Genomic DNA, 26,260 nt, shown 5'->3' on the forward strand with positions numbered 1-26,260 from the left:
ATTCTCCTTCGTTTTTAATCATTTCGCTGATTATAAAGTAGCTTACTTTTGCGGCTCCTCACCCAAATATGTACTTGACTGTACATTCCACTCACGGAGAACGCTCTCCGCATGTATCTTTGCTCTCGGGGGCTACTCCGTTGAGCATGGTTTATGGCCCACAATCATACAGAAAAATCTTTTGACATCATCCCTTTATCGGAATAACTTGTTATCTTCAGAAAGCTAAAAAGGCAGCTCTCACATAACGTGAAAGCTGCCTATAACATGTACAATAAAAGTAACTTGCGCATGTGTGATAGCTCTCCGAAACGATTAGAATCGACAGTCTTACATCTCTTAAATGTAAAACCAGCACAGCATCGGAAACAACGATGCTCCACTTCGGCAAGCTCCCCTTTTGTACATTTTCACTGGACTTGTTCGTCCTCGAATGTACTACTCTTGAACCTTGCACCTCTATCATCACTAAATAGTGAATGTATTTAATTGAACCTTATAGTTTATGGATAAATAGAAACTACAAAAAACTAAGGCTCCGTACATAACATTGCTATATTAAGGAGCAATGTTATATACAACCTTAGCATACGTCTAATCCTTTGACAATGTCTCTTATTGAAAATCAACTCGCCTTGGCGTAATTGCGTCCGGATTTTGAATTGTGCCCGCGCAATTCATTCCTTCAGAGGTGGGTGTTTTCTGCAGAATGAAAATAGGCGTAAATATTGCTAGCTAGATTAGCAGGCATACCGGCTTCCTGTAACGCCAACTCACTTGCCTCACGAATTTTTTTGACAGAGCCAAAATGCTTAAGTAATTGCTGTTTTCGCTTTGGACCAATGCCCTCTATATGATCGAGAACAGATTGAATGGCATGCTTCTCGTGCTGCTGTCGTAAGAAGGTAATGGCGAAGCGGTGTACTTCGTCTTGAATTCGTTGCAGTAAATAAAATCCATCACTTGTGCGCTTTAACTCAATTACTTCAGGTGGGTCACCAAATAAAAGCTGTGACGTATTATGCTTGTCATCTTTTGCTAATCCAGCAATTGGAATGACTAGGCCGAGTTCATCTTCTAATACTTCGCGCGCAACTTCCATCTGCCCCTTCCCACCATCGATTAGTACTAAATCTGGCAAAGGTAGACCTTCCTTTAATACTCGTGTATACCGACGACGTATTACTTCTTGCATTGCCCCATAATCATCGTGCTTGGCAGCTGTGCGTGTTTTGTATTTTCGATACTCCTTCTTTGATGGCTTCCCATCGATAAATACAACCATTGCAGATACAGCATCTGTTCCATGCATATGACTATTATCGAAAGCTTCTATCCGTAAAGGTGTAGAAATACCCATAGCTTCACCTAGTGCCTCACACGCTCCTATCGTTCGTTCTTCCTGACGTTCAATAAGCTGGAACTTTGCTGCTACAGCAATTTCAGCATTTTTAATCGCTAATTCGACAAGTTCTTTTTTTTGCCCACGTTTTGGTGTCAACACCCGAACATCAAGTAATTCCGTTAGAATATCCGCATCAATAGATTGTGGGATAAAAATCTCCTTAGGCTTAATGTGCTCTAACTTCTCGTAAAATCGGCCAACGAACGTTAAAAATTCCTCTTCTGCCTCTTGATAAATTGGGAAAATCGAAACATCTCGTTCAATGAGCTTTCCTTGACGAACAAAGAAAACTTGCACACACATCCAGCCCTTCTCGACTGCATAGCCAAATACATCGCGGTTCGTTGTATCACTTGATACGATTTTTTGCTTTTGCATGACAGTGTCAATATGAGCAATTTGATCGCGAAACTCTTTTGCACGCTCAAACTCTAAATTTTCTGCAGCTGCAAGCATCTTTCCCTCGAGCTCCTTTTTGACCGCCTCAACACCACCATTCAAAAATTTCGTCATATCCTCAATCATTTCATGGTAAATTTGAGCATCAATATCTTTTACGCAAGGTGCTAGGCATTGTCCCATGTGATAATACAAACAAACCTTGGAAGGTAGTTGCACACATTTTCGAAGCGGATATAAACGATCAAGCAGCTTTCTCGTTTCACTAGCTGCATATGCATTCGGATATGGACCAAAATATTTCGCCTTATCCTTTTTCACTTTTCGCGTCGTAATAAGTCGTGGATGTTTTTCATTTGTAATTTTAAGATACGGATACGTTTTATCATCCGTCAGCATAATATTATATTTCGGATCGTGTAGTTTAATAAGATTAAGCTCTAATATTAAAGCTTCTATATTAGAGGATGTCACAATGTACTCAAAATCTTCTATTTCGCTTACAAGTCTCTGTGTTTTCCCTTCATGCGTACCAGTAAAATACGAGCGCACTCGATTTTTCAGCACTTTTGCTTTCCCAACATAAATAATTGTTCCTTGCCGATCCTTCATCAAATAGCAGCCAGGCTGATCTGGTAAAATTTCAAGCTTTCGTTTAATTAAATCATTCATCGCCTACCAGCCCTCCCTCTTGTTAAAACTAGCGTTCGCTTTTTCTCTTTATTATATAACGAAAAAAAGCCGAGCACATCTATAGATGGCTCGACTTTTCTTTTCTTATAAATTAAGCATGTTTTGCGATAAATGCTTCTAACGCTTCTTTAGGTTGGAAACCAACAGTTTTGTCTACTAATTCACCATCTTTGAATAATAGCAATGATGGGATAGACATAATTTGGTACTCTGCTGCAGTACCTTGGTTGTTATCTACATCTACTTTTACGATTTTAGCCGCACTACCTGCAGCGTCCATTTCCTCAAGAACTGGCCCAATCATTTTACAAGGTCCGCACCAAGCAGCCCAGAAGTCTACTAGTACTAACCCTTCTTTAATATCATCTTGGAAAGTTGCATCTGTTGCATGTACAATTGCCATTTGAAATCCTCCTTAAACTTACTATGCTTGTAGTATAGCATGGATAAATTCGCTAGAGCGAACAATCTGCCTAGTATGCATAATTAATGAAAAACTAGGTCAAAAAAGGTATTATGTTAATTCGCTATTTAACTAATTTTCTTGAAAACGACCTTTATACACATAAGTTAACGTAATAAAGAGATAAATAGCTAATGTAATACCTGTAACGATAATAGATGTTGTAAAAATAATACCAATCAGGATTGCACTTAACGCAATAATCGCTATCCAAGTTGTATAAGGGAACCATTTTACTGCATAGGCACTTGTTTTTTCCTGCTGTTTTTTACGCGATTTCAAATGCGCAATCGCAATAATTAACCAAATAAATAACACGGTGTATCCAAGTGAACCCATTAGGTAATCAAAGGCTTTGCTTCCCACAAATAAAGAAATGATTACGCCCATATATAAAGCTAAAGTACACATCAGTATAGCATATACTGGAACTTTTCTTTTTGATAAACGTGCAAAGATTTTAGGAACACGCCCGTCCACAGCTTGTGTATACAAAATGCGTGATGAACCATAAAGTCCTGAGTTCATTGATGAAATAATGGCAAGTAAAACAACAGCATTCATAATATGGTCAGCACCAGGAATCCCCATCATTTTAAACACCATCACAAACGGACTTTCCGGCACCCCATTCACTTCATTCCAAGGAATCAAGCTAACGATAATAAAGAAAGGCAGTATATAGAAAGTCACAATACGTACTAATGTACTGCGAACAGCTTTTGGCACTACTTTTTCAGGATTTTTCGTTTCAGCTAATGTAATACCAATAATTTCAGTACCACCGTAAGAATAAATAACTACAAGCATTGCAGCAATTAACCCCATCGATCCATTCGGGAAGAAACCACCATGCTCCGTTAAATTAGAAAAACCAACAGCCGTATGATCACCAAAATTTACAAGTAATAATATTAGTCCTGCTATGATGAACACCACAATAACGGTAATTTTAATTAACGCCAGCCAATATTCAGTTTCAGCAAAAACTTTCACTGATAACAAGTTAATAGCTGTAACTAACACCGAAACAGATAATGCAAGTATCCAGATTGGGTAATCCGGCAACCAATATTGAATAAAAATGCCCGCAACTATGGATTCTGCCGCAATATTTAAAACCCACATTTTCCAATAGATCCAATCTAGGAAATAAGCTGGATACTTTCCTAAAATGCTTTGAACTAAATCTCTAAATGTTCTGGCTTCGCTATTACGGACTGCCATTTCTGCTAGACCTTGCATAACAAATAACAGAATAATACCACCTATTAAGTACGCCAAAAGTACAGATGGCCCTGCCAAATCAATGGCTGCACTGCTCCCTTTAAATAATCCTGCACCAATGGCTCCACCTAAAGCCATCATCGTAATATGTCGTGAGGTCATTGTTCTTTGTAATTTTTGATTATCTTTTTCCATTTCCTTACCTCCTAAAATGAACAAATGCGCTAGAGAGCCCGAAGCAAAAAGCAAAGCGACCTCTAGGATGTAGCGCTTTAGATTAGACGAAAACAAAAAGGCATATCATCTGTTCCTTCATTATCAAATGAAAGAAGAGACGATATGCCATAAGCAAACCGCGGTACCACTCTAATTGGTTCTATAAAAACCCTACTCAAAAACCTTGTAACGTAGGTTAATCGTCAAGTAAATAGAATAATCTGTAAATTCCACTTATCTTACCACTCCTAGGCAAGTTCAAAGTCTTATTGGACTGCGTTGCACCACCCCGCAGCTCTCTGCACCAAATAATGAGCTTTTACTACTCCTAATCTTTGCGTTTCAAAACATTATTTTCGAAAAATTCAATTACGCCTCGGCATAGTTACGTCCGAAAGAAATTAAATTATTATTCATCACTATACGTTCTAATATTAACTCTGTCAATATTTTATTTTGCAATAACTTTAAAAACTCAAAAAATTTGAACAAAAAAAGCGGAGAAGATACATCCTCCCCGCACTAATATCAATTATGCCTCGGCATCATTGCGTCTTTCAGCGGATGTTTAGTGACCCGCTGAAGAGTTACTTAAAACCGCATTCATCTCAGCACCTATAGAGGTGGGAGACTTCTGCTGAAAGAAGTTAAATTAATTATGCATTCACTTTTAACGCTTTAAATTCTTCGATTAGAAGAGGTACTACCTCAAATAAATCACCTACGATACCGTAGTCCGCAACTTTGAAAATATTTGCCTCTGGATCTTTATTAATCGCAACGATTACTTTTGAGTTTGACATACCAGCTAAGTGCTGAATTGCTCCAGAAATACCCGCTGCAATGTAAAGGTCTGGTGTTACAACCTTACCCGTTTGACCAATTTGAAGTGAGTAGTCACAATATTCAGCATCACATGCACCACGTGAAGCACCAACTGCACCACCAAGTAAATCTGCTAGCTCTTTTAATGGCTCAAAACCTTCCTCTGATTTTACGCCACGACCACCTGCTACAACTACTTTCGCCTCTGAAAGATCTACACCCTCTGAAGATTTGCGTACAACCTCTTTAATGATTGTACGAAGGTTTGTAATATCTACAGAAATAGAAGTTACATCACCTGATTTACCGCCTACTTTTTCTAATGGTGCAATATTATTTGGACGAATTGAAGCTAAAACCAAACCGTCTTTTACTTTAACTTTTTCAAAAGCTTTACCGGAGTAAATTGGACGGATGAATACAACATCATCGCCAGCACCTTCGATAGACGTTACATCAGATACAAGTCCAGCTTGTAATTTACTTGCAATTTTTGGCGATAAATCTTTACCATTTGCAGTATGACCAAATACGATACCAGTTGGATTTTCTTGCTCAATTACTGCTAATAAAGCTTGACCATAGCCATCAGATGTATATTGTTTTAAATGTGGATGTTCCACCGTTACAACACGATCAGCACCATATTCAAATAATGAACCTGTTAAATTTGCCACGGCATCTCCTAAAAGAACACCAACAACCTCACCACCATCTGCGATTTGCTTTGCAGCTGCAATTGCTTCGAAAGAAACATTACGTAAGCTTCCTTCACGAACTTCACCTAATACTAATACTTTTTTTGACATAGTATATTCCCTCCGTTACCCTTTAAGATTCGATTTGCGTTATCAGATGACTTAAACTACTTTCGCCTCTGTATGAAGTAGGTTTACTAGCTCTTTTACTTGAGCAGTAAGTTCTCCATCAAGAACACGACCTGCTGCCTTTTGAGCTGGTAAGAAAATATCAACTGTTTCTACCTTAACTTCTACATCATCTTCATCGATATCTAAATCATCTAACTCAAGCTCTGCAAGCGGCTTCTTCTTCGCTTTCATGATACCTGGTAAAGATGGGTAACGTGGCTCGTTTAAACCTTGTTGAGCTGTTACTAAAAGTGGTAAAGATGTTTCGATCACTTCCGAATCACCTTCGATGTCGCGTACAATTTTCGCAGATGTTCCGTCAATTTCAAGCTTAGTAATTGTCGTTACATAGTTAATGCCTAGTAAATCTGCAACACGAGGACCTACTTGACCTGAACCTCCGTCAATGGCAACGTTTCCTGTTAAAATTAAATCAGGGTCTTTATCTTTTAAATATTCAGCTAAAATATAGGCAGCTGCATTTTGATCTAATTCATCTAAATCATCTTCAGTATTAATAAGAACCGCCTCGTCTGCTCCCATAGCAAGAGCTGTACGTAGTTGCTTCTCTGCATCTTCGCCACCAATCGTAACAACTGTTACTTTACCACCAGCAGCGTCACGAACTTGAATTGCCTCTTCAATTGCATATTCATCGTAAGGGTTGATGATGAATTCTGCGCCATCCTCTTGGATTTTACCACCCGACACAACGATTTTTTCTTCTGTATCAAACGTACGTTTAATTAATGCAAAAATATTCATATATCCATACCTCCTGAAACGTTTTTTATTTCTAAGTAAACTTATAAATATTATATATTTTCAGTGTCGATAACGTCGGATAACACTCTTTCAAGTCGCTATCGACACTGATGGAATATTTATTTGCCAGTAAACACAGGCTCGCGTTTTTCAATAAATGCTTGAATTCCCTCTTTAGCATCTTCCGATACGAATACCGTGCCAAAGGATTTTGCTTCTGCCTCAATACCTTCATAGAATGAAGCATGCTTAGCATATTGCAATGTTTGAATAGCTGCTTTTAAAGCAACCGGGCTCTTTTTCGCAATTTTCTTCGCTACCTTTAGCGTTTCTTCAAGTAATGCTTCATCTGTAAATGCACGATTCGCTAGACCCCATTGCACAGCTTCTGCACCAGAAATCGGCTCACTTGTAAACATCATTTCTGCAGCTTTCGCAACTCCTACATATCGTGGTAGACGTTGTGTACCCCCAAAACCTGGAATAAGACCTAATTGTAATTCAGGTAACCCTAATTTCGCAGATTCTGTCACAAAGCGCAGATGACAGCTCATCGCTAGTTCAAGCCCCCCACCTAGTGCGGCACCATGAATTGCAGCAATAATAGGTTTAGAGAACGATTCAACTCGCTCAAAAACTTGCTGACCATTGCTCGCTAGCTTTGTAAATTCATCCCCAGATTCAACCTCTGTAAATTCCTTAATGTCTGCACCTGCTGAGAAGAAACGGCCTTCGCCATGTAGTACAAGGACACGTACAGTGTCATCATTTTCTACGGCATCTAGCACAGCATTTACTTCGGTAATGATTCCGCGGGATAATGCGTTTGCTGGCGGACGTGCAATCGTAATAATTGCTACTCCATCCTCTACTTTCCAACTTAGAAATTCCATTTCTCCACATCCTTTTAAGCTTTAATGCCGTTCAGGATTAATGCCTGAACCTTTGGAACCTGTTCTATCAAATCATATCGATAGTCACTCATGACCCACGACGTAATAGTTTCGTCAATTGTTCCAAATACCATTTGTCGTGCCAAGCGTACATCCATCGTTTGATTGAACTCACCTGAAAGCATACCTTCGATTAAAATTTGATCAAGTAATTGTAAATACTCTCTTAACACCGAATTGATCTTTAATCGTAAATCCTTGTTCGATTGTCGTAGTTCCAATTGTGTGACGGTTGCTAGGTATCGATCTGTTGCTAGAACATTAAAATGATTTTCTATCATTCGTGAAAGTTTGTCTTTTGACGTACTTCCATTTTCTATTATATCTTGTAATGACTCTACAAAAACAGCCATTTTTTCATTAAAGACAGAAATTAATATATCTTCTTTATTTTTAAAATATAAATAGATTGTTCCGTCGGCCACCCCTGCCTGTTTAGCAATCTTCGATACTTGGGCTTGGTGATACCCATTTTCTGCAATAACGATGACAGCTGCATCAATAATTTGCTTATATTTTGGCTTATCACGTTTCACTTTTATATCACCACCTAAAAAACTTACACACGTAAACATCCATGCTCAATCAATGTCTTAATTTTACATACATGATGTCATCCTTCTATGACCAGTATCTCAAAATTTTCCCACTAATAGTTTTTCAAGAATGTGACGTGTTAACCTAAAAAAAATATGAAAATATGAATGGTCATTCATTCATATTTTCATATTATATTTTACATCTTTGCTTGTCAATACTTTCCCACGTATTTATTTCGCTTCTTTATTCGCCAATTTCGTCTTTTCTTCGTCCACTAACGCACGACGCAAAATTTTTCCAACTGCTGTTTTCGGTAGTTCATCCCTAAACTCATAATAACGAGGAACTTTAAAAGCAGCTAAGTGTTGACGGCAATATTTATTTAATTCGTCTTCTGTAATCGAAAATCCTTCTTTTAAAACAATATAAGCTTTTACTGTTTCTCCTCTATACGGATCCGGTATGCCCGCAACTATACATTCTTGGATTTCCTCTCGTTCATATAGTACTTCCTCTACCTCACGAGGGTAAATATTAAAACCACCTGCGATAATCAAATCTTTTTTACGATCTACTACATAGAAAAATCCTTCTTCATCCATATAGCCCAGATCTCCAGTTAAAAACCATCCATCTACGAACGCTGCTGCCGTATCTTCTGGTCGATTCCAATAGCCTTTCATAACCTGTGGCCCTTTAACAGCTATTTCCCCAACCTCACCGACTGGAAGCACCTCTGTATCACCAGAGCGTAAAATTACCGCATCCGTATTAGGCCAAGGTACACCAATTGATCCGATAACACGCTTACCCCAAATAGGCGAACCATGTGTTACAGGAGAAGTTTCTGTTAAACCATAACCTTCTACAAGTTTTCCTCCTGTTACCGCTTCAAATTTCTCCTGCACTTCCACTGGCAATGAAGCGGAACCACTTATGCATGCTTTAATAGACGATAAATCGTACTTTGTAATATCCGGATGATTTAACAAACCAATATATAAAGTCGGTGCACCAGGGAAAAGTGTTGGTTTTTGCTTTTCAATTATTTTCAACGCTGTTTCTACATCAAACTTTGGTAAAAGCACCATTTTATTTTGCGTAACAACAGATAATAACATAACGGTCGTCATACCATAGACATGGAAGAATGGTAATACGCCCATAATAGTTTCCTCACCATGCACGCATTTATACAACCATGCATCACACATTGTTGTATTGGCAATTAAATTTTTATGAGTTAGCATAACACCCTTAGGAAAGCCAGTAGTCCCCCCCGTATATTGCAGCAACGCAACATCCTCTTCAAAATTAAATGGGATATCCATCATTTTAATTGGCGACGAGCGCATAATTTCGGTAAATAGATGATTTTGACCACTATGTTCAACCTTTACACTAAAACCATACTGCTTTTTTTGAATATAGGGATAAACTAAATTTTTGGGAAATGGTAAATAATCTTTAATGGCTGTAACAATTACATTTTCAAGTGAAGTTTCCTTTATGATTTTCATGACACGCGGATATAAAATATCCATCAATAAAATAACTTTCGCACCTGAATCGGCCATTTGATATTGAAGTTCACGCTCAGTATAAAGTGGATTTGTTTGTACAACAACCGCTCCAGCATACATTGCCCCGTAGTAAGCGATTACACTTTGCGGTGAATTTGGTAGCATAATAGCCACACGATCACCCTTTTCTATACCAAGGGCTTGTAAATAGTTTGCGAACCTTAGCGCTGACTCATATAGCTCTGTGTACGTCAAATCCTTCCCCATAAAATGAATCGCAATTTTGGATGGATTCTTTTTATAAGCACGTGTCAAAAACTCTTGCACAGGAATTTCCTCAAACATTAAAGACGATGGTATTTCTTCAGGATAATTTTTTAGCCATGGTTTTGTTGTCATACGTCCTCTCCCCTTTGTCCCAAACTTTATAAATCCGTATTTTAATTATAATGAAAAAGAAATATAGTTTCAAACAGAAAATAGAAAATAATTGCATTTTCGATTAATTATTATGCGTTTAACAATATTTATATAACTGTATTTCTTAGGTTCTTAGATTAACACTCCTTATGAATACTCATTCATTCCTTCTTTTTTTATGGACAAGAATGAGTTTATATTTCTATATTACAAAATTAATTTTTAATGATAACTTTTTAGATATATGGAGGTATATTAATAGATTTCGGTAGTATTTTGTGATGGTTTTGATTTTGGATGATGTAACTTATGATAATTTCGAGGGTAGAGTAGTTTTTGAAACTACCTGAGCGTTTTTTCCGTCTACCCGATCACTTTTACACACAACCCGAGCGATTCTTCCGCCTACCCGATCACTTTTTCATTCAACCCGAGCGATCTTCCGCCTACCCGATCACTTTTACACACAACCCGAGCGATTCTTCCATCTACCCGATCACTTTTACACACAACCCGAGCGATTCTTCCGCCTAGCCGATCACTTTTTCATTCAACCCGAGCAGTTCTTCACATAACCCGAGCAATCCGAAACTACCAGAGCGATTTTTCACATAACCAGAGCCGCTTTTAAAACTACCTGATTTCTTCTGCTACTAAGCAATACCTTTGTTTATTACATATTCTTCAAATAATAAATCGTTTGATTATTATCCCCTTCCTTTTTATTGGTATATTTTTGTATTATTCTTTTCGCAAGATGTCGATTTGATAATTCTAAAAAACAACGTGCCGTTTCCGTATTAATTTTCTCGTCAATTAATAAACAGTAATCTCGCAATGCTTGATTTGACGCGGTTTTATCATAAATTTCACACTTTGGGCAAAACCAACTTTGTTTTTGTCGGATTAATTTTGATTGATGACAATGTCTACAGAATATACCCTTTTTTATATCTTGGGGATCAATTTTATAATGAATGCATAGTGGGGGAGTCTGAAAAACACGATGATACTTAAGTAAAAGGTTGGCTATTTTTGCAGTGGGGAACATTTTTTGTGATTTACTATTATTTATATGTTGTCTAAGAAAATGTGTCAATTCACGACTCATTATAACTGGATACTTTCCTTCTTCATAGTAAACTTCTGCATTGTTAAAAGGAAAAACTATTATGCCAATCACTTCTACTTGAACCTTATGTTGCTTGAAAAATGTACTTAGACCAAAAATAAATTCTTCGAGTTGAATTTCTGGGTGATTAAAAATATGTTTATCTCCATTCTCTAAAACACGGACCATTTGCCTCGGACTACGCTTCAATTCGATATTACCCCGTATATTTTTGCTTTCAATTACAACAACAGAATTAGGCGTTATAACTACGACATCAAGTTGAATAGGAACAGGCTCAAATAAAGTAATATTATGCAAAATAGAGATTTCCAGACTCTGCGATAGCTTTTGTAATGCTCTTATAATGCTTTGCTCACCAAAATCACCTGCTTCTAACTGTTGTAACTCTTTAGAAATTTTTAAAGAGAGTGGATGACTTGGATCTAGTCGTTGAACCAACGCACGTAATCCTTCTATCATCGTTGCTTGCTCAAATGGTTTTAAAATCATGGTATCCCCCCTTCTTTTTGCCTTGAATATAGCAAGTATTTTTACTTTTGCAAATAGCTTTTATTAAAATAAAATTTTAACCAATTAAATTTAAGCGATATTTTGTATTTAAGAAAATTTGTGGATATCTTTATTTTTTCGCATTGATGTTACTCTCGGACAATCATCTTCTCTCCCCGAGCAGTTTTTCACCTTACCCGACCACTTTTTCATTCAACCCGAGCGGTTCTTCATCCTACCCGATCACTTTTACATCCAAACTGAGCGGTTCTTCCGCCTACCCGATCACTTTTACATCCAACCCGAGCGGTTCTTTCGCTTACCCGATCACTTTTTCATTCAACCCGAGCGGTTCTGAGCCTTACCCGATCACTTTTTCACCCTACCCGAGCGGTTCTTCCGCCTACCCGATCACTTTTCCACCCTACCCGAGCGGCTCTTTCGCCTACCCGACTTTTACATCCAACCCGAGCGATTCTTTCGCCTACCCGATCACTTTTCCACCCTACCCGAGCGGTTCTTCCGTCTACCCGATCACTTTTACATCCAACCCGAGCGGTTCTTTCGCCTACCCGATCACTTTTACATCCAACCCGAGCGATTCTTCAGCCTACCCGATCACTTCTACCCATTAATATAAAAAAACGCATCCTCATATAAAAGGATGCGTTTTTTTGATTAAACGGTCATCATATAATAGACACCGACTGCCAAAAATGCGATGCAGACAACGATTAGTATTTTTGCTAATTTTTCCATGTCATTACACTCCTATGCAATACTTGCCCCAATAACAAACGATAGACCGACTGAAATTGTAAAGGAAATGAAGCCAACTGAACGGTTATCATTTGCGATTTCTTGATCGACATTAAAACGGGGTGTCATAAATTCAAATAAGAAATATGCCACAATAAGTAATGTAAAACCATATAGGCCCCAGCCAATCATTTCACTTAAATTGCTGTGGCGTGCAATGGAAAAACGGAAAATATTACAAATCCCTAGTATTTTCCCACCTGTTGCAAGCGCTACAGCAATATTACCATTTTTAATTTCTTCCCAATTTTTATACTTCGTAACGACTTCGAATAATGCCATCGAGACGACTAAACATAACACAACAACACTAAAATATCCTGCCGTTTCGATCATTGGATATTTCCAAAAGCTAGAATTCAGCATTTTCTCCGTCCCCTTTACAGCTTATTTCAATTCCACAACCGTGACGCCGAAGCCCCCCTCGCCAGCTTCACCAAAACGGAAGGTCTTTACACGTTTATGCTTTTTCAAATAGTTTTGAATTCCTTGACGTAATGCACCTGTACCGACACCGTGAATAATTGACACACGCCCATAATTAGCTAGTAAGGCATCATCAATATATTTTTCTGTACGTATAATGGCATCTTCAAATCGTTCGCCGCGTAAATCTAATTCTAATTTTACCTGGCTATTGCGGTTTTTCACACCTGAAATACGTTGTACAGGTTCTTTTTCTGGTTTAATGTACTCTAGATCACTATCCGAGATTTTCATTTTCAAAATACCCATTTGGACAACCCATTCGGAATTCGATACTTTTTCGAGCAAAGTACCCCGCTGACCATAGCTTAACACCTTTACCTCGTCTCCGACAACTAGGTTTTGCGCACGGGCCTTTACTTGTGCCGCTTTTTTCAGCACTTTATTGTCTTCAAGCGGTGTAGCTTCTTCCAGTCGTTTACGTGCTTCGATAAGCTCATGCTCTTTGACAACTTGGTCCGCATTTTTGCGCATTTCCCGAAGCTCCGCAATAATTGATTCTGCTTCTCTTTTTGCTTCATCAACAATTTTACGAGCCTTTTCTTTCGCTTTTTTATCGAGTGCCTCTTTACGTTCTTCGTAAGCTTGCAGTTTTTCTTGTAACTCTTTGCGCAGGACTTCAGACTCTATCATTAATTCATGCGAGCGTTCGGCATCATCTTCGGATTGGCGACGAGTTTCTTCAAGTGAAGCAATCATGGACTCTACCTCATGGCGATCTGTGCCTGTAAAGCTTTTCGCACGGTCAATAATCGACTCCGGCAAGCCAAGGCGACTTGAAATTTCAAATGCATTGGAACGACCTGGTACACCGATAAGTAGACGATAGGTTGGACTCAATGTTTCAATATCAAACTCTACACTTGCATTGGCAACCCCTGGACGATTATAGCCGTATGCTTTTAGCTCAGGATAGTGCGTCGTTGCCATCACGCGGGCACCACGACCATGTGTTTCATCTAAAATAGAAATGGCGAGAGCTGCCCCTTCCTGAGGATCTGTCCCAGCACCTAATTCATCAAATAGTACAAGTGACTCGTGATCAAACTTTTGTAAGATGTCTACAATATTGACCATATGTGATGAGAATGTTGACAGTGATTGCTCAATTGACTGTTCATCTCCAATATCTGCAAAAAGCTGCTTGAACACGGCTAGCTCTGAACCATCAAGTGCAGGCACCGGTAACCCTGCCTGTGCCATTAATGTACACAGTCCAACTGTTTTTAAAGTCACGGTTTTACCACCAGTGTTTGGTCCTGTAATAACAATTGCCGTAATGTCTTTCCCAAATTCAATATCATTAGCAACCGCCGTTTCAATCGGTAACAGTGGATGACGTGCACGCACAAGTCGAATATAGCCATCGTTATTCATTTTAGGCATTGTACATTTGTTCGCTTGACCATACTTGCCTTTTGCTAGAATGACGTCGATTTCACCTAGTACTTTTACTAAGTTAAATAAATCAGGAGCCACTTCTTGCACCATTGCACTTAAAGCAAGTAAAATGCGTTCAACTTCAGCTTGCTCCTTCATTTTTAAGCGATGAATTTCATTATTCGCTTGTACAACTGTATCTGGTTCGATGAATAATGTTTGACCAGAAGATGATTGGTCATGCACAATGCCACCATAATGATGACGGTACTCCTGCTTAACAGGGATAACAAAGCGATCATTTCGAATCGTTACAAGTGTATCTGAGAGCATTTTTGAAGCATTGCTCCCACGAATCAGGCTTTCAAGTTTAGAACGGACTTTAGCTTCCTCTGCGCGCAAAGATTGGCGTATTGAACGCAAAGTTTGACTTGCAGAGTCTAGCACTGAGCCGTTGTCATCAATACAGTTATTAATTTCATGCTGCAAGCCTGTTAATACAGGCATTGCCTCTTTTTTGGCAATGAAATGAGGAATCTCAATCAATTCTTCTGATTCTATATCTTCAATAAAATTGCGAAGAATTCTACTCGCTCGAATCGTACTTGAAACTTCCATTAATTCCATCGCTGACAGCATGCCACCGATTTGTGCACGCCTTGCAGCTGGTCGTACATCAAAAATACCACCCATTGGTACATTACCTTTAACACGTAAAATGGATAGTCCTTCATCCATTTCTTCTAATAATTGTACAACTTTTTCATAGTCTGTTTGTGGTACAAGTTCATCAATGGCTGATTTGCCAATTGAAGAAGTACAGTATGTAGCCACTTGCTGACGTACTTTATCATATTCTAGTGTTTTCAATGCGCGTTCTGCGACCACTGAGAACACCTCCTCAACCTATTTATTTCGTTGAATGAACGCTTCAAATTGTTCTCGCGTCCACGTATTCACAATCATATCCTTTTTCAACCATGCTCTGTTTGCGTAGCGCACCCCAATATCCATAAAGCGGAAATGAGCGATATCATGGGCATCCGTATTGATGGCTACGGGCACTCCAGCAGCTAAAGCCATTTCTAAATGCTCAACACATAAATCAAGACGATATGGATTCGCATTTAACTCTAAAATTTTACCATATTCCTTTGCCCAAGTAATTAATTGCTCCATATTAGGATTATAGCCATTACGATCCTCAATAATGCGACCAGTTGGATGTGCAATCATATGAACATACGGATTTTGCATCGCCGTAAGTAGACGCGCCATAATTTTGTCCTGCGATTGTGTAAAGCTAGAGTGAATGGAAGCAATGACAAAATCTAATTCTTTTAGCACATCCTCTTCGAAATCGAGAGAACCATCTGGTAAAATATCCATCTCTGTTCCTGCATATAAATGAAAATCTGGATGCGCTTCATTAAATGCATCTATTTCAGCTCGTTGCTTTATTAAACGTTCAGGCGTTAAGCCATTCGCTACTTTTAAAAATTGTGAATGGTCAGTAATGACACTATATTGATAGCCACGTGCTAGTAATGCGTCGCCCATTTCCGCTACAGAGTACGCACCATCAGACCACGTCGTATGCATATGCAAATCTGCTTTAATATCCTCTAGTTTTACTAGACTTTTAATATTTTCTGTTTTGTCAAATTCCGTTGTACCTGTGCGCAAGCTAGGTGGGATAAATGGCAAATCAAAATGCGCGAAAAATTCCTCTTCATCCTTAAATGTTAATACGGTACCATCTGTCTGCTCTACGCCATATTCACTAATCTTTTCACCACGAGCTTTAGCAATTTGGCGCATGCGAACATTGTGATCTTTTGAGCCTGTGAAATGATGCAAGGCAGTTGCATATTCAGCATCCTTCACTAATCGAAAATCGACACTCACTGGCTCTTCTAAATCTAAAATAACTGAAATCTTTGTATCACCAGCCGCCACTACCTCTTGTACAGAGAGCTCATTCAGTAATTTTTCACGTACAGCTTCGACTGCTTCAGTGACAACAATAAAATCAATATCTTTACTTGTTTCTGCTGCACGGCGGAAGCTTCCAGCAACAGAAAAACGTTCCACTTCTTCCATACTACCTAGTAGTGCTTCAATTTGTAAAACGACAGGTTCGAGCTGCCAAATCGGTAAACGTTCAGAACGATTGGCTAAATTTTCAAGCTCCTTTAAAATTTTTTCTTCGGTTTTTGCTGCAAAACCTGCTAATTCACGAACTTTGCATGACTCACAAGCAGCCTTTAAACTTTCCGCAGAATCAATTCCTAATTCTTGATGAAGCTTGGCAATTTTTTTACCACCTAAGCCCGGAAGTTTTAATAATGGAAGCAACCCTTTTGGTACAATTTGCTCTAATTCTTTTAATAAGCTGGATTCTCCAGTTGCCATTAAATCCTCAATAACTGCAGCTGTTCCTTTACCAATGCCTTTAAGCTTTGTTACATCCTCCATCTCGCTTAACGAGCGCTCGTCTCCCTCAAGTGCAGCAGCAGCTTTTCGAAAGGCAGACACCTTGAATGGATTTTCCCCTTGTAATTCCATATACAGTGCAATTTTTTCAAGTGTGCGAATAATTGTTTTTTTGTTCATTGGGAATTCCTCCTATCGTAAAAACACTTCCCTCAAAACCGAGAGAAGTGCACAGTTTGCTATTGCATATAAATATACCACCAGTTTTGGAACATATTCGTAATGATTGGTGTATGCTCCAAAATGAGACCACTTAACAACGACTTCGACATTAAACTTTGGATAAAATCAACTGGCAATAAAGCAAGAATGTATAGCAAAATAAACATAATTAAATAGTTTTCAATCATGCCAAACAATGCTCCAAGCCAACGATTCACTGTGCCTAACACAGGTAAATACGCTATAAAATCAAATATCGATGCTACAATTTGCAATGTAATTTTCACCGCAAAGAAAATAACAGCAAAGGCAATGACACGGTAAAAAGTACGGTCTAAGTCCAGGCTATCAATGGCTACTCCAAGACTACCTGAATCTGTTACACCTGGATACGGAACCCAAAACACAAATTTTTGTGCTAATGGTTTATAATAAATATACGCAACAATTAGAGCAACTATAAAGCTAACGATATGCATCATCTGTACGATGAAACCACGTTTTGCTCCAACGATGAGCCCAGCTAATAGCACTACTAATATGATTAAATCTAACATTCACTTCAACCCTTTAATTTTTTCAATTCTTCTTCTAGTTGCTCCATTTGTTCTTTTAGTAACAAATAATCATGAACGGTATTTACTGCTGTAAGAACGGCTAGCTTTGTGCTATCAAGTGAGGGATTATGTACATTCATCTCGCGCATACGGTCATCAACAATCGAAGCGACAAGTCGCATATGTCCAATGGATTCAGAACCAACCATTTTATATGTATGACCATAAATTTCCACAGAAATTTTATTCTTTTCTTGATTTTCCATATTCGCACCCTCCTTTAAAGTCTTTGTGCACACGATTTTTGTGATTATGAGCAGTATCACACAAAAAGCTATTTATTATCATACCATGAAAGGTATAAAATTGTGAACAATCAGGACAGAAAGGAACGATTAAATGTCAAATATTGTACTTTTAATTTCAACAAATATACAAAAAGAGGTGATGTCTTTCTATGCAAACCATTTTGTGGAACGGAAAGCTCCTGGTGTAATCTTTGCCGCAAAGCTCCCAGATACAGCAATTACGATGTACAAATCAGGTAAATTAATGTTCCAAGGGGGAGGGGCTGAACGAGAAGCTGCACGTTGGGGAAACATAGAAATAACAAATACACAGAAATCATCATCCATCGGAGCAAAGGGTGATGTTCTGCCAGATGGCTTTGCTTCGATGTCGGTGCTAGGCTCAGACGAAACTGGTACTGGTGATTATTTCGGTCCAATTACAGTTGCCGCAGTCTATGTGCCTTCATCAAAAATTGAGCTAATAAACGAACTAGGTGTTAAGGACTCAAAAATGTTAACAGATGATTATATGCGTAAAATAGCACCAGACTTGCGTGCATCATGTGTTCACAGCGTGCTAGTACTACGTAACGAAAAATATAACGAATTACAATCACGAGGCTACTCTCAGGGTAAAATGAAGGCTATGATGCACAATAGTGCACTTAAAAATGCACTGTCAAAAATGGCGCCAGAAAAACCCGAGCATATTTTGATAGATCAATTTGCTGAACGTGGTGTGTATTACAATTACTTAAAAAATGAACGAGAAATTGTTCGAGATGATGTACTATTTTCTACGAAAGCTGAACAATTACATGTTTCAGTAGCAACAGCTTCGATATTAGCTCGCGCGGCATTTTTGAAGGAGATGGATCGACTGAGCGAGATTGCCGGTATTGAGTTATTGAAGGGAGCTTCAGCAAAGGTAGATGCATTAGCAGCACGTATTTGGCGTGGACAAGGTGAAGAATTTTTACGTTCCATTACAAAATGGCATTTTGCTAATACAGAAAAAGCCAGAAAAATGAAATAAACAGAAAAAAATTTCGCTATACTCCAGCAGATTACAAGTTTACACGACTTGCACTCGACTGTAGGTAGCGAAATTTTTCATATCAAAAAATGACCTTTATTATTTTCGAAAAATCTTGTTCCAGCTTAATATTTGAATTGTTGAATCGTTCGTTGAAGATTTTCAGACATTCCAGCAAGCGCTTCGGCTGATGCTGCGATTTCTTCCATAGAAGCAAGCTGTTCCTCTGTTGCAGCGGAAATATTTTGTGCACTTGCTGTATTTTCATTTGTTTGCTCAAGCACAGTTTCAATCCCCATTGCCACTTGATCGGCATGTTGAGAAATAACTTTAGATTCCTCCGAAATTTGTCCTATTTCATAGGTTACACTTTGTACATTAGTACGAATCTCTTCAAACGACTTCCCTGCCATATTCGTTACATCTATACCCTTCACGACCTCAGCTGAACCAGCAGCCATTGATTCAACTGCTAGCTCTGTATCTGCTTGAATCCGTGAAATAATATCCTTAATTTGCATTGTAGATTGTGCCGATTGTTCAGCTAGCTTGCGCACTTCGTCAGCTACGACCGCAAAGCCTTTTCCTTGTTCACCTGCACGGGCAGCTTCAATTGCTGCGTTTAAAGCTAATAGGTTTGTTTGATCAGCAATTTGAGTTATGGCCTCCACAATGTCTCCAATTTCAAGAGAACGCTTGTCTAATGTTTGCACTGTCTTTTCAAGTGTTTGTACAGTATTTTGAATCATCGTCATTTGTTGAACGGCTGTTTGAATCGTCTCATCACCACTCAAAACAGCATCCATTGCTTTATTTGACATCTCATTAACAGCATTTGCTTTTGCCGAAATACGCTGAATGGATGATGACATTTCAAGTACGGAACGGTTGCTTTCATTAATAGTTTCTGCTTGTATATCAACTGTTTCAGCAAATGTTTGAATGGAATCAACAATTTGCGATGTAGCTCGTTTATTTTCCATCGTGCTCTCTGTCAGTTGCTCCGATGATGCAGCTAACTGATTGGATTCCTCACTAATGTTACCAACTACTTCACGTAAGGATTCAATCATTTTGTTGAATATATTAGCCAACTTGCCTATCTCATCTTGTGTTTTAACTTCGATGAGATTACGTAAATCACCATCTCCCACCTTCTCAGCTACTGTCGACAGTTCTTTTAGAGGTCGAATGATTGTTCTAATAATGACAGCACCAATGATTCCAAATATGATAAGAGCAATGGCAATAACCGTCATCGTGTTTGTTAATATTGGTTTTGTGACAGTTGCAACATCTGCTAAATCCATTGTACCAATAATTTTCCAACCTGTTAGTTTATTGGTAGTGAAGAATACTTGATGCTTTTTGCCATCTTCCTCAATGATAAAGCTCCCCTCTTCTTTACCTTGCATCTTTTCTATATAAGATTTTTTGAGCTCTGATCCTACCTCTGCTTGTGGATCGGCAATAATAAGATTATTGGCATTTACTAAAGAGGTGTAGCCATTATCACCAATTTCCACTGAATTCACAAGCTTGGAAATTCCATCTAAATTCAGGCCAATAGAAATAACCCCTGACTGATCTTGTAATCCAGCTGAAACTGCTAGTATTAATTCCCCTGTAATAGTTGATATATAAGGATCAACCATTACTCCCTTACCTGGCGACTCTATAGCCTTTAAGTACCATGGTCGGGTAAATGGATTATAATCTGCTGAAGGTTTAGCGTATGGCTCACGTAAAAATGTATGCCCTTCAATCGCTAAATTGACAACAGAAACATTGCTATGTAAGGCATTATATTTTTCTAATTCCTTTAAAGCCTCTGCATCTTGCACATTCTTATTAAAAAATTTAGCTAAATACTCCGCATCACTAAGTATAGGTGATATCTCATCTGAAATTAGTGTATTTAATAATTTTACATTTTCGCGTGAGCTATCACTTAATTCCTTATGATATTGATCGGACGCCTTCATATATGAAAACGTACCAATAGCAATGCTGGGGATTAAAAGTGTTAATGTAAACGCCCATAATAATCGAGTTCGCACGGAAAAGCTTCTTTGTTTTCGATGATTTTTCAAGATATCACCCCGTAGTAAAATTTTCTAGCCAAAACTTACTATACACATAATGGAGGTCAAAATTTTACTTTTTGATATTTCTAAATATTGATAAAAATTTAAACTGACAATTAGCTTCTTCTCTCTCGTGCTTTATTTCTCTAATACTTCCTGCAAAAGTCTACTTGTAGCAGTTGTATGAGGTTAAACTAATCGAAAAGCTGCCTCATCACGAGACAGCTCACAAAAAAATTATTAATTTAGCGTACTTCTGTGCCTTCAATTGTTGCAATAGCTTTTAGCACTTTATTATGTGCCGCAACAACTTCTTCGTCTGTTAATGTACGCTCTGGATCGAAGTATGTTAGGGAGAATGCCACTGATTTTTTACCAGCCTCCATTTTTTCACCTTCATATACGTCGAATACACGAACGTCTTTCAATAATTTCACACTTGCTGAATGAATAGCCGTAATGACTTCTCCAGCTGTTGTTGCACTGTTCATGATAAGTGCAATATCACGAGACATAGCTGGGAAACGAGGCACTGGTGTATAAGCAAGAGGTGCTTCTTTGGCAGTAGCATTTAATAATGCTACTAGATTCATTTCCATTACATATGTGTCTTTTACACCCCATGCTTTTTGTTCTGCAGGATGTAAGCCGCCGATAATACCGATTTGTTCACCATCTAAAAGAATGCTAGCAGTACGTCCTGGGTGTAAACCATCTACTTCAGCTTTCACAAATGAAATACGATTCTCTAAACCAAGCTTACCAATAACACCTTCTACAATTCCTTTTAAAACGAAGAAGTCTACTGCTTTTTTCTCGCCCTGCCAAGCATGATCAAGCCATTTTCCTGTTACTACTGCTGCCACATGCTCTTCCTCATATGGTTGCCCCTCTTCTGATTGACCGAGGAAAACTGAACCGACTTCATACAACGCTACACTATCAGCCTTACGTGCAACATTATACGCAGCTGCTTCAATTAAATGCGGGATAAGACTTTGACGTAGTGTTGAACGTTCTTCGCTCATCGGCATTAGTAAACGTGTTACTGGCTCAGCTTTCAGTGCAAAGCGTTGTGACAATGCATCTGAAGTTAATGAGTAAGTTACAGCTTGGTAAAGGCCTGCCCCTTCCATGAAACTACGGACTACACGACGATTTGCTTGGTATGGTGTTAAACGGCCTACTTGGTCGGCTCCTTCTGGTAATGTCATCGGAATTTCATCATAGCCGTATAGACGAGCGATTTCCTCTACGATATCTTCTTCAATTTTAATATCTTGACGACGTGTTGGTGCATCAACGATTAGTAAACCATTTGCAGCTTCTACACCAAATTTAAGACGCTCTAAAATAGAAAGCATATCTTCTAATGAAATTTTCATACCTAAACGTTCATTAATAAAATCTGGAGAGACGACAACACGTGCTGGTGATTTATCTAGTTCATCCACGATGCATGTGCCTTCTAACACTTCGCCGCCAGCTAATTCAGCTAGTAGTGCAGCAGCACGTTCTGCAGCAGGTAACACACGGTTAGGGTCAACACCTTTTTCAAAACGAGCAGAAGCGTCTGAACGAAGACCAAGTTGACGCGATGTTTGGCGTACAGTTAAGCCGTCGAAGTAAGCAGATTCAATAACAACCGTTGTAGTAGACTCAGTTACTTCAGAGTTTGCACCACCCATTACACCTGCGATGGCTACTGGCTCTTTACCATTTGTAATAACTAAATCTGTCGCTTTTAATGTACGTTCTTGGTCATCTAATGTCGTGATTTTTTCATCCTCTGTTGCTTTACGAACTACGATCTCACCAGTCGCTAGGCTATCGTAGTCAAAGGCATGAAGCGGTTGGCCATATTCCATTAAAATATAGTTCGTTACATCGACAACATTGTTATGTGGGCGTACGCCTGCTGCCATTAAACGATTTTGTAACCACATTGGTGATTCTGCGATTTTTACGTTTTTCACAACTTTTGCAACATACATTGGATTTGCTTGTAAATCTTCTACTCGAAGCTTTAACATGTCTTCAGCTTTTTCAGATGATGTGCTGTAGGCGATTTCTGGATACTTTACTTCTTCAGAAAGAATGGCACCGACTTCGTACGCCACGCCTAGCATTGACAGTGCATCTGAGCGGTTTGGTGTTAAACCAAGTTCTAATACTGTGTCACGTAGACCTAAAATAGCAAGGGCATCCGAGCCGACTTCAGCATCAGCAGGAAGCACATAAATGCCTTCAGAATATGCTTTAGCAACAAGTTTCCCTTCGATACCAAGCTCTTGCAATGAACAAATCATACCGTTTGATTCATGTCCACGAAGTTTTGCCTTTTTAATTTTAATGCCACCTGGTAAATGTGCACCTGGACGTGCCACGATCACTTTTTGACCAACATCGACGTTTGGAGCACCACAAATAATTTGTTGTGGCTCAGCTTCACCTACATCCACTTGGCAAATATTTAATTTATCCGCTTCAGGATGTTTCTCTTTTGATACGACATAGCCGACAACAATTTTTTCCATCCCTTTAGCACGATTAATTACTGCATCTACCTCAATCCCAGAGCGTGTAATTTTTTCAGCTAACTGTTCAGGCGCTAAATCCTGTGTATTTACATAATCTTTTAACCATTCTAATGATACTAACATTTTTTATCCCCCTTACGCTTCTGTTCGCTCGAATTGTGATAAGAAACGTGTGTCACTTGTATAGAAATGACGAATGTCGTCGACACCATATTTCAACATAGCGATACGTTCTGCACCGATACCAAATGCAAAGCCTGAAACTTTCTTCGGATCATAGCCAGCCATTTCAAGTACATTAGGATGCACCATACCTGCACCTAAAATTTCAATCCAGCCTGTGCCTTTACATACGTTACATCCTGAACCACCACATTTAAAGCAAGAAATATCCATTTCAACAGACGGCTCTGTGAATGGGAAGAAGCTTGGACGTAAACGAATTTCGCGCTCTGCGCCAAACATTTTCTTCGCAAGAGTATCTAACGTACCTTTAAGATCACTCATGCGAATATTTTCGCCAATAACTAAGCCTTCAATTTGCATGAATTGGTGTGAGTGGGTAGCATCATCGTTGTCACGACGGAATACTTTACCTGGACAAATAATGCGAATAGATTCACCTTTTTTCTTTTCCATTGTGCGAGCTTGCACAGGAGATGTATGCGTACGTAATAATATTTCCTCGGAAATATAAAACGAATCTTGCATATCACGAGCAGGGTGTCCCTTCGGCAAGTTCAGTGCTTCGAAGTTATAGTAATCCTTTTCCACTTCAGGACCTTCTGCAATTTCATAGCCCATACCGATAAATAAATCTTCAATTTCTTCAATAACGCGTGTTAATGGGTGACGATTCCCAACTTTAATTTCACGGCCAGGTAAAGTGACATCAATCGACTCACTTGCTAATTTTTCAGCAATTGCCGCTTCTTCTAGTACAGTCACTTTTGCCTCTAACACAGCCGTTACATTTTCACGAACCGTGTTCACTAAGGCACCCATTTTCGGGCGTTCCTCAGCTGATAATTTCCCCATCCCTTTTAATAAATCTGTGATAGGTCCTTTTTTTCCTAGATACGCTACTCGCACATCATTTAACTCTTTTAAATTTGCTGCCGCCTCAATTTTAGCAAGTGCTTCTTGCTCTAATTGCTTTAATTGTTCTTCCATGTAATAAACCCTCCTTATTCAAATCAGTGCCAAATGATGGCATAAAAAAACTCGCCCCTAAAAAAGGGACGAGGACATATTCGCGGTACCACCCTAGTTATTGCAAGGTAAACTCCTAGCAATCACTTCATTGACATAACGACTAGATTAAAGCCGGCATACCTTTACAGCATTTCGCTGGTCCCGGTAGCTGCTCGCGAGATGAATTCAAAACTGCATTGGTACGGCACTGGCTCTCAATCTCCGGCCTGCGCTCCCTGTCGTCCATTCACAATCTTTACTACTTCCCGGTCATAGCATTTAAGTTTACATTTTAAATGTGATTATACAATACTATACCAATTCAAATCAAGAGCCATGTGCCTATTATCGTCGATATTGATGGTTCTATCGGCAATTTTAGGCTCATCAACAAAAGTTTTGGATGACATTTGTTAAAACATATGCCATGTACACGTTATGTTGATGAGCCGCAATTTTAACGATTTCACCATATTCTTGCAATTACAATTGCGATCACTTTTATTAACTACTTAACAAATCCATATAAAACGATTCCTGTTGCCACTGCTACATTTAGAGACTCCGCTTGTCCCAAAATTGGAATGATCATATTTTGATCAGTCATCGAAAGTAATTGTGGATGAATGCCACTACCTTCATTCCCCATCATTATAGCGAATGATCCAGTATGCTCAATGTCACTATAGACAACTGCATCCTCATCTAAAGCAGTTCCAAATACTGGTACACCATTATCCTGTAGCTGCTCAATCCATTCTTCTAAATCACCTCGAAGGACAGGAATATGGAAATGTGAGCCCTGTGCAGAGCGAAGTGTTTTAGGATTATATAAATCCGCACACCCCTTGCCAAGTATTACTGCATCTAAACCAGCTGCATCCGCAGTACGAATCATCGTCCCAATATTCCCTGGATCTTGGACGGCATCAATTAGTAGCACCTTGCGCCATGAAGCCATTACATCTTCTTCTACCAAAGGCTGCTTACAAACTGCAAATACACCTTGAGACGTCTCCGTTTCAGCAAATTCCTTGGCAACAGCCGCTGTTATTTCAACGATGGCTACATTATCAATCGGCCAAAGCATTGGTAATTCTACACCTTCACGTACAATTAACTGTAGCACCTGCTCCGTATTTTTTAATGCTTCCTCCACCAAATGGAAACCTTCTACTATGAATTCTCCAGATCTTTCACGTTCTTTACGTGTTGTCGCTAGCTTTTTCCAATATTTCACTAACGCATTTTGCGTAGATTCAATTCTTTTCATCGTAACTCGTACCGCCTT

General features: G+C 38.8%; 19 protein-coding genes, 1 riboswitch and 1 other annotated feature. Of the genes, 1 reads left to right on the forward strand and 18 read right to left on the reverse strand.

Annotated features, from left to right (window positions below; all coding sequences use genetic code 11):
- Positions 1-291 precede the first annotated feature (291 nt).
- Positions 292-470, reverse strand: a riboswitch (Lysine riboswitch).
- A gap of 215 nt (positions 471-685) precedes the next feature.
- From uvrC to zapA, 14 genes are all read right to left on the reverse strand, one after another.
- Positions 686-2,476 carry an excinuclease ABC subunit UvrC gene (uvrC, locus tag QUF91_RS20475; RefSeq protein ID WP_289419191.1) on the reverse strand — a complete coding sequence of 597 codons (1,791 nt, stop codon included), beginning with the start codon at positions 2,474-2,476 and terminating at the stop codon, positions 686-688.
- Positions 2,477-2,588: 112 nt separating this feature from the next.
- On the reverse strand, positions 2,589-2,900 hold the full coding sequence (gene trxA / locus QUF91_RS20480) for a thioredoxin (protein WP_134026666.1): 312 nt from the start codon (positions 2,898-2,900) through the stop codon (positions 2,589-2,591).
- Between the two features lie 132 nt (positions 2,901-3,032).
- Positions 3,033-4,382 carry an amino acid permease gene (locus tag QUF91_RS20485; protein ID WP_285396018.1) on the reverse strand — a complete coding sequence of 450 codons (1,350 nt, stop codon included), beginning with the start codon at positions 4,380-4,382 and terminating at the stop codon, positions 3,033-3,035.
- 132 nt (positions 4,383-4,514) lie between these two features.
- Positions 4,515-4,748, reverse strand: a binding site (T-box leader).
- A gap of 311 nt (positions 4,749-5,059) precedes the next feature.
- Positions 5,060-6,037, reverse strand: a complete 978-nt coding sequence (locus QUF91_RS20490; protein WP_285396019.1) for an electron transfer flavoprotein subunit alpha/FixB family protein — start codon at positions 6,035-6,037, stop codon at positions 5,060-5,062.
- Positions 6,038-6,088: 51 nt separating this feature from the next.
- Positions 6,089-6,862 carry an electron transfer flavoprotein subunit beta/FixA family protein gene (locus tag QUF91_RS20495; protein WP_285396020.1) on the reverse strand — a complete coding sequence of 258 codons (774 nt, stop codon included), beginning with the start codon at positions 6,860-6,862 and terminating at the stop codon, positions 6,089-6,091.
- Between the two features lie 119 nt (positions 6,863-6,981).
- A complete protein-coding gene (locus QUF91_RS20500) occupies positions 6,982-7,755 on the reverse strand; it encodes an enoyl-CoA hydratase (protein ID WP_289419192.1) in 774 nt (257 codons plus the stop codon).
- Between the two features lie 14 nt (positions 7,756-7,769).
- Complete coding sequence (locus tag QUF91_RS20505) at positions 7,770-8,351, reverse strand: fatty acid metabolism transcriptional regulator FadR (protein WP_285396022.1); 582 nt, start codon at positions 8,349-8,351, stop codon at positions 7,770-7,772.
- 234 nt (positions 8,352-8,585) lie between these two features.
- Complete coding sequence (locus QUF91_RS20510; protein ID WP_289419193.1) at positions 8,586-10,277, reverse strand: AMP-binding protein; 1,692 nt, start codon at positions 10,275-10,277, stop codon at positions 8,586-8,588.
- A gap of 694 nt (positions 10,278-10,971) precedes the next feature.
- A complete protein-coding gene (locus QUF91_RS20515; RefSeq protein WP_289419194.1) occupies positions 10,972-11,922 on the reverse strand; it encodes a nuclease-related domain-containing protein in 951 nt (316 codons plus the stop codon).
- Between the two features lie 771 nt (positions 11,923-12,693).
- Positions 12,694-13,107: a DUF350 domain-containing protein gene (locus QUF91_RS20520; RefSeq protein ID WP_285395588.1), complete on the reverse strand. Its 414-nt coding sequence runs from the start codon at positions 13,105-13,107 to the stop codon at positions 12,694-12,696.
- 21 nt (positions 13,108-13,128) lie between these two features.
- The gene (locus QUF91_RS20525) at positions 13,129-15,495 is read right to left on the reverse strand and encodes an endonuclease MutS2 (protein ID WP_289419195.1); all 2,367 of its coding nucleotides are present in this window, start codon (positions 15,493-15,495) and stop codon (positions 13,129-13,131) included.
- An 18-nt stretch (positions 15,496-15,513) separates the two neighbouring features.
- Positions 15,514-17,223 (reverse strand): DNA polymerase/3'-5' exonuclease PolX, encoded by a 1,710-nt coding sequence (gene polX, locus QUF91_RS20530; RefSeq protein ID WP_289419196.1) that lies wholly within the window; start codon positions 17,221-17,223, stop codon positions 15,514-15,516.
- 59 nt (positions 17,224-17,282) lie between these two features.
- Positions 17,283-17,822: a CvpA family protein gene (locus QUF91_RS20535; RefSeq protein WP_289419197.1), complete on the reverse strand. Its 540-nt coding sequence runs from the start codon at positions 17,820-17,822 to the stop codon at positions 17,283-17,285.
- Positions 17,823-17,827: 5 nt separating this feature from the next.
- Positions 17,828-18,088 (reverse strand): cell division protein ZapA, encoded by a 261-nt coding sequence (gene zapA / locus QUF91_RS20540; RefSeq protein WP_249072869.1) that lies wholly within the window; start codon positions 18,086-18,088, stop codon positions 17,828-17,830.
- Positions 18,089-18,221: 133 nt separating this feature from the next.
- Between zapA and rnhC the strand changes: the two genes are divergently transcribed.
- Positions 18,222-19,148: a ribonuclease HIII gene (rnhC, locus tag QUF91_RS20545; RefSeq protein WP_285395599.1), complete on the forward strand. Its 927-nt coding sequence runs from the start codon at positions 18,222-18,224 to the stop codon at positions 19,146-19,148.
- 125 nt (positions 19,149-19,273) lie between these two features.
- Here the strand turns inward: rnhC and QUF91_RS20550 are convergent, their stop codons facing one another.
- The 4 genes from QUF91_RS20550 to QUF91_RS20565 all read right to left on the reverse strand — a co-directional run bounded on the left by QUF91_RS20550 (position 19,274) and on the right by QUF91_RS20565 (position 26,242).
- The gene (locus QUF91_RS20550; protein ID WP_289419198.1) at positions 19,274-21,208 is read right to left on the reverse strand and encodes a methyl-accepting chemotaxis protein; all 1,935 of its coding nucleotides are present in this window, start codon (positions 21,206-21,208) and stop codon (positions 19,274-19,276) included.
- Positions 21,209-21,480: 272 nt separating this feature from the next.
- A complete protein-coding gene (gene pheT, locus QUF91_RS20555) occupies positions 21,481-23,898 on the reverse strand; it encodes a phenylalanine--tRNA ligase subunit beta (protein ID WP_285395603.1) in 2,418 nt (805 codons plus the stop codon).
- A 12-nt stretch (positions 23,899-23,910) separates the two neighbouring features.
- Positions 23,911-24,948, reverse strand: coding sequence for a phenylalanine--tRNA ligase subunit alpha (gene pheS, locus QUF91_RS20560; RefSeq protein ID WP_285395605.1), 1,038 nt, complete (start codon positions 24,946-24,948; stop codon positions 23,911-23,913).
- A 529-nt stretch (positions 24,949-25,477) separates the two neighbouring features.
- Positions 25,478-26,242, reverse strand: a complete 765-nt coding sequence (locus QUF91_RS20565) for a TrmH family RNA methyltransferase (RefSeq protein ID WP_285395607.1) — start codon at positions 26,240-26,242, stop codon at positions 25,478-25,480.
- Between the last annotated feature and the right edge of the window lie 18 nt (positions 26,243-26,260).

The sequence above is a fragment of the Lysinibacillus sp. G4S2 genome (assembly GCF_030348505.1).
Taxonomy (GTDB): Bacteria; Bacillota; Bacilli; order Bacillales_A; family Planococcaceae; genus Lysinibacillus.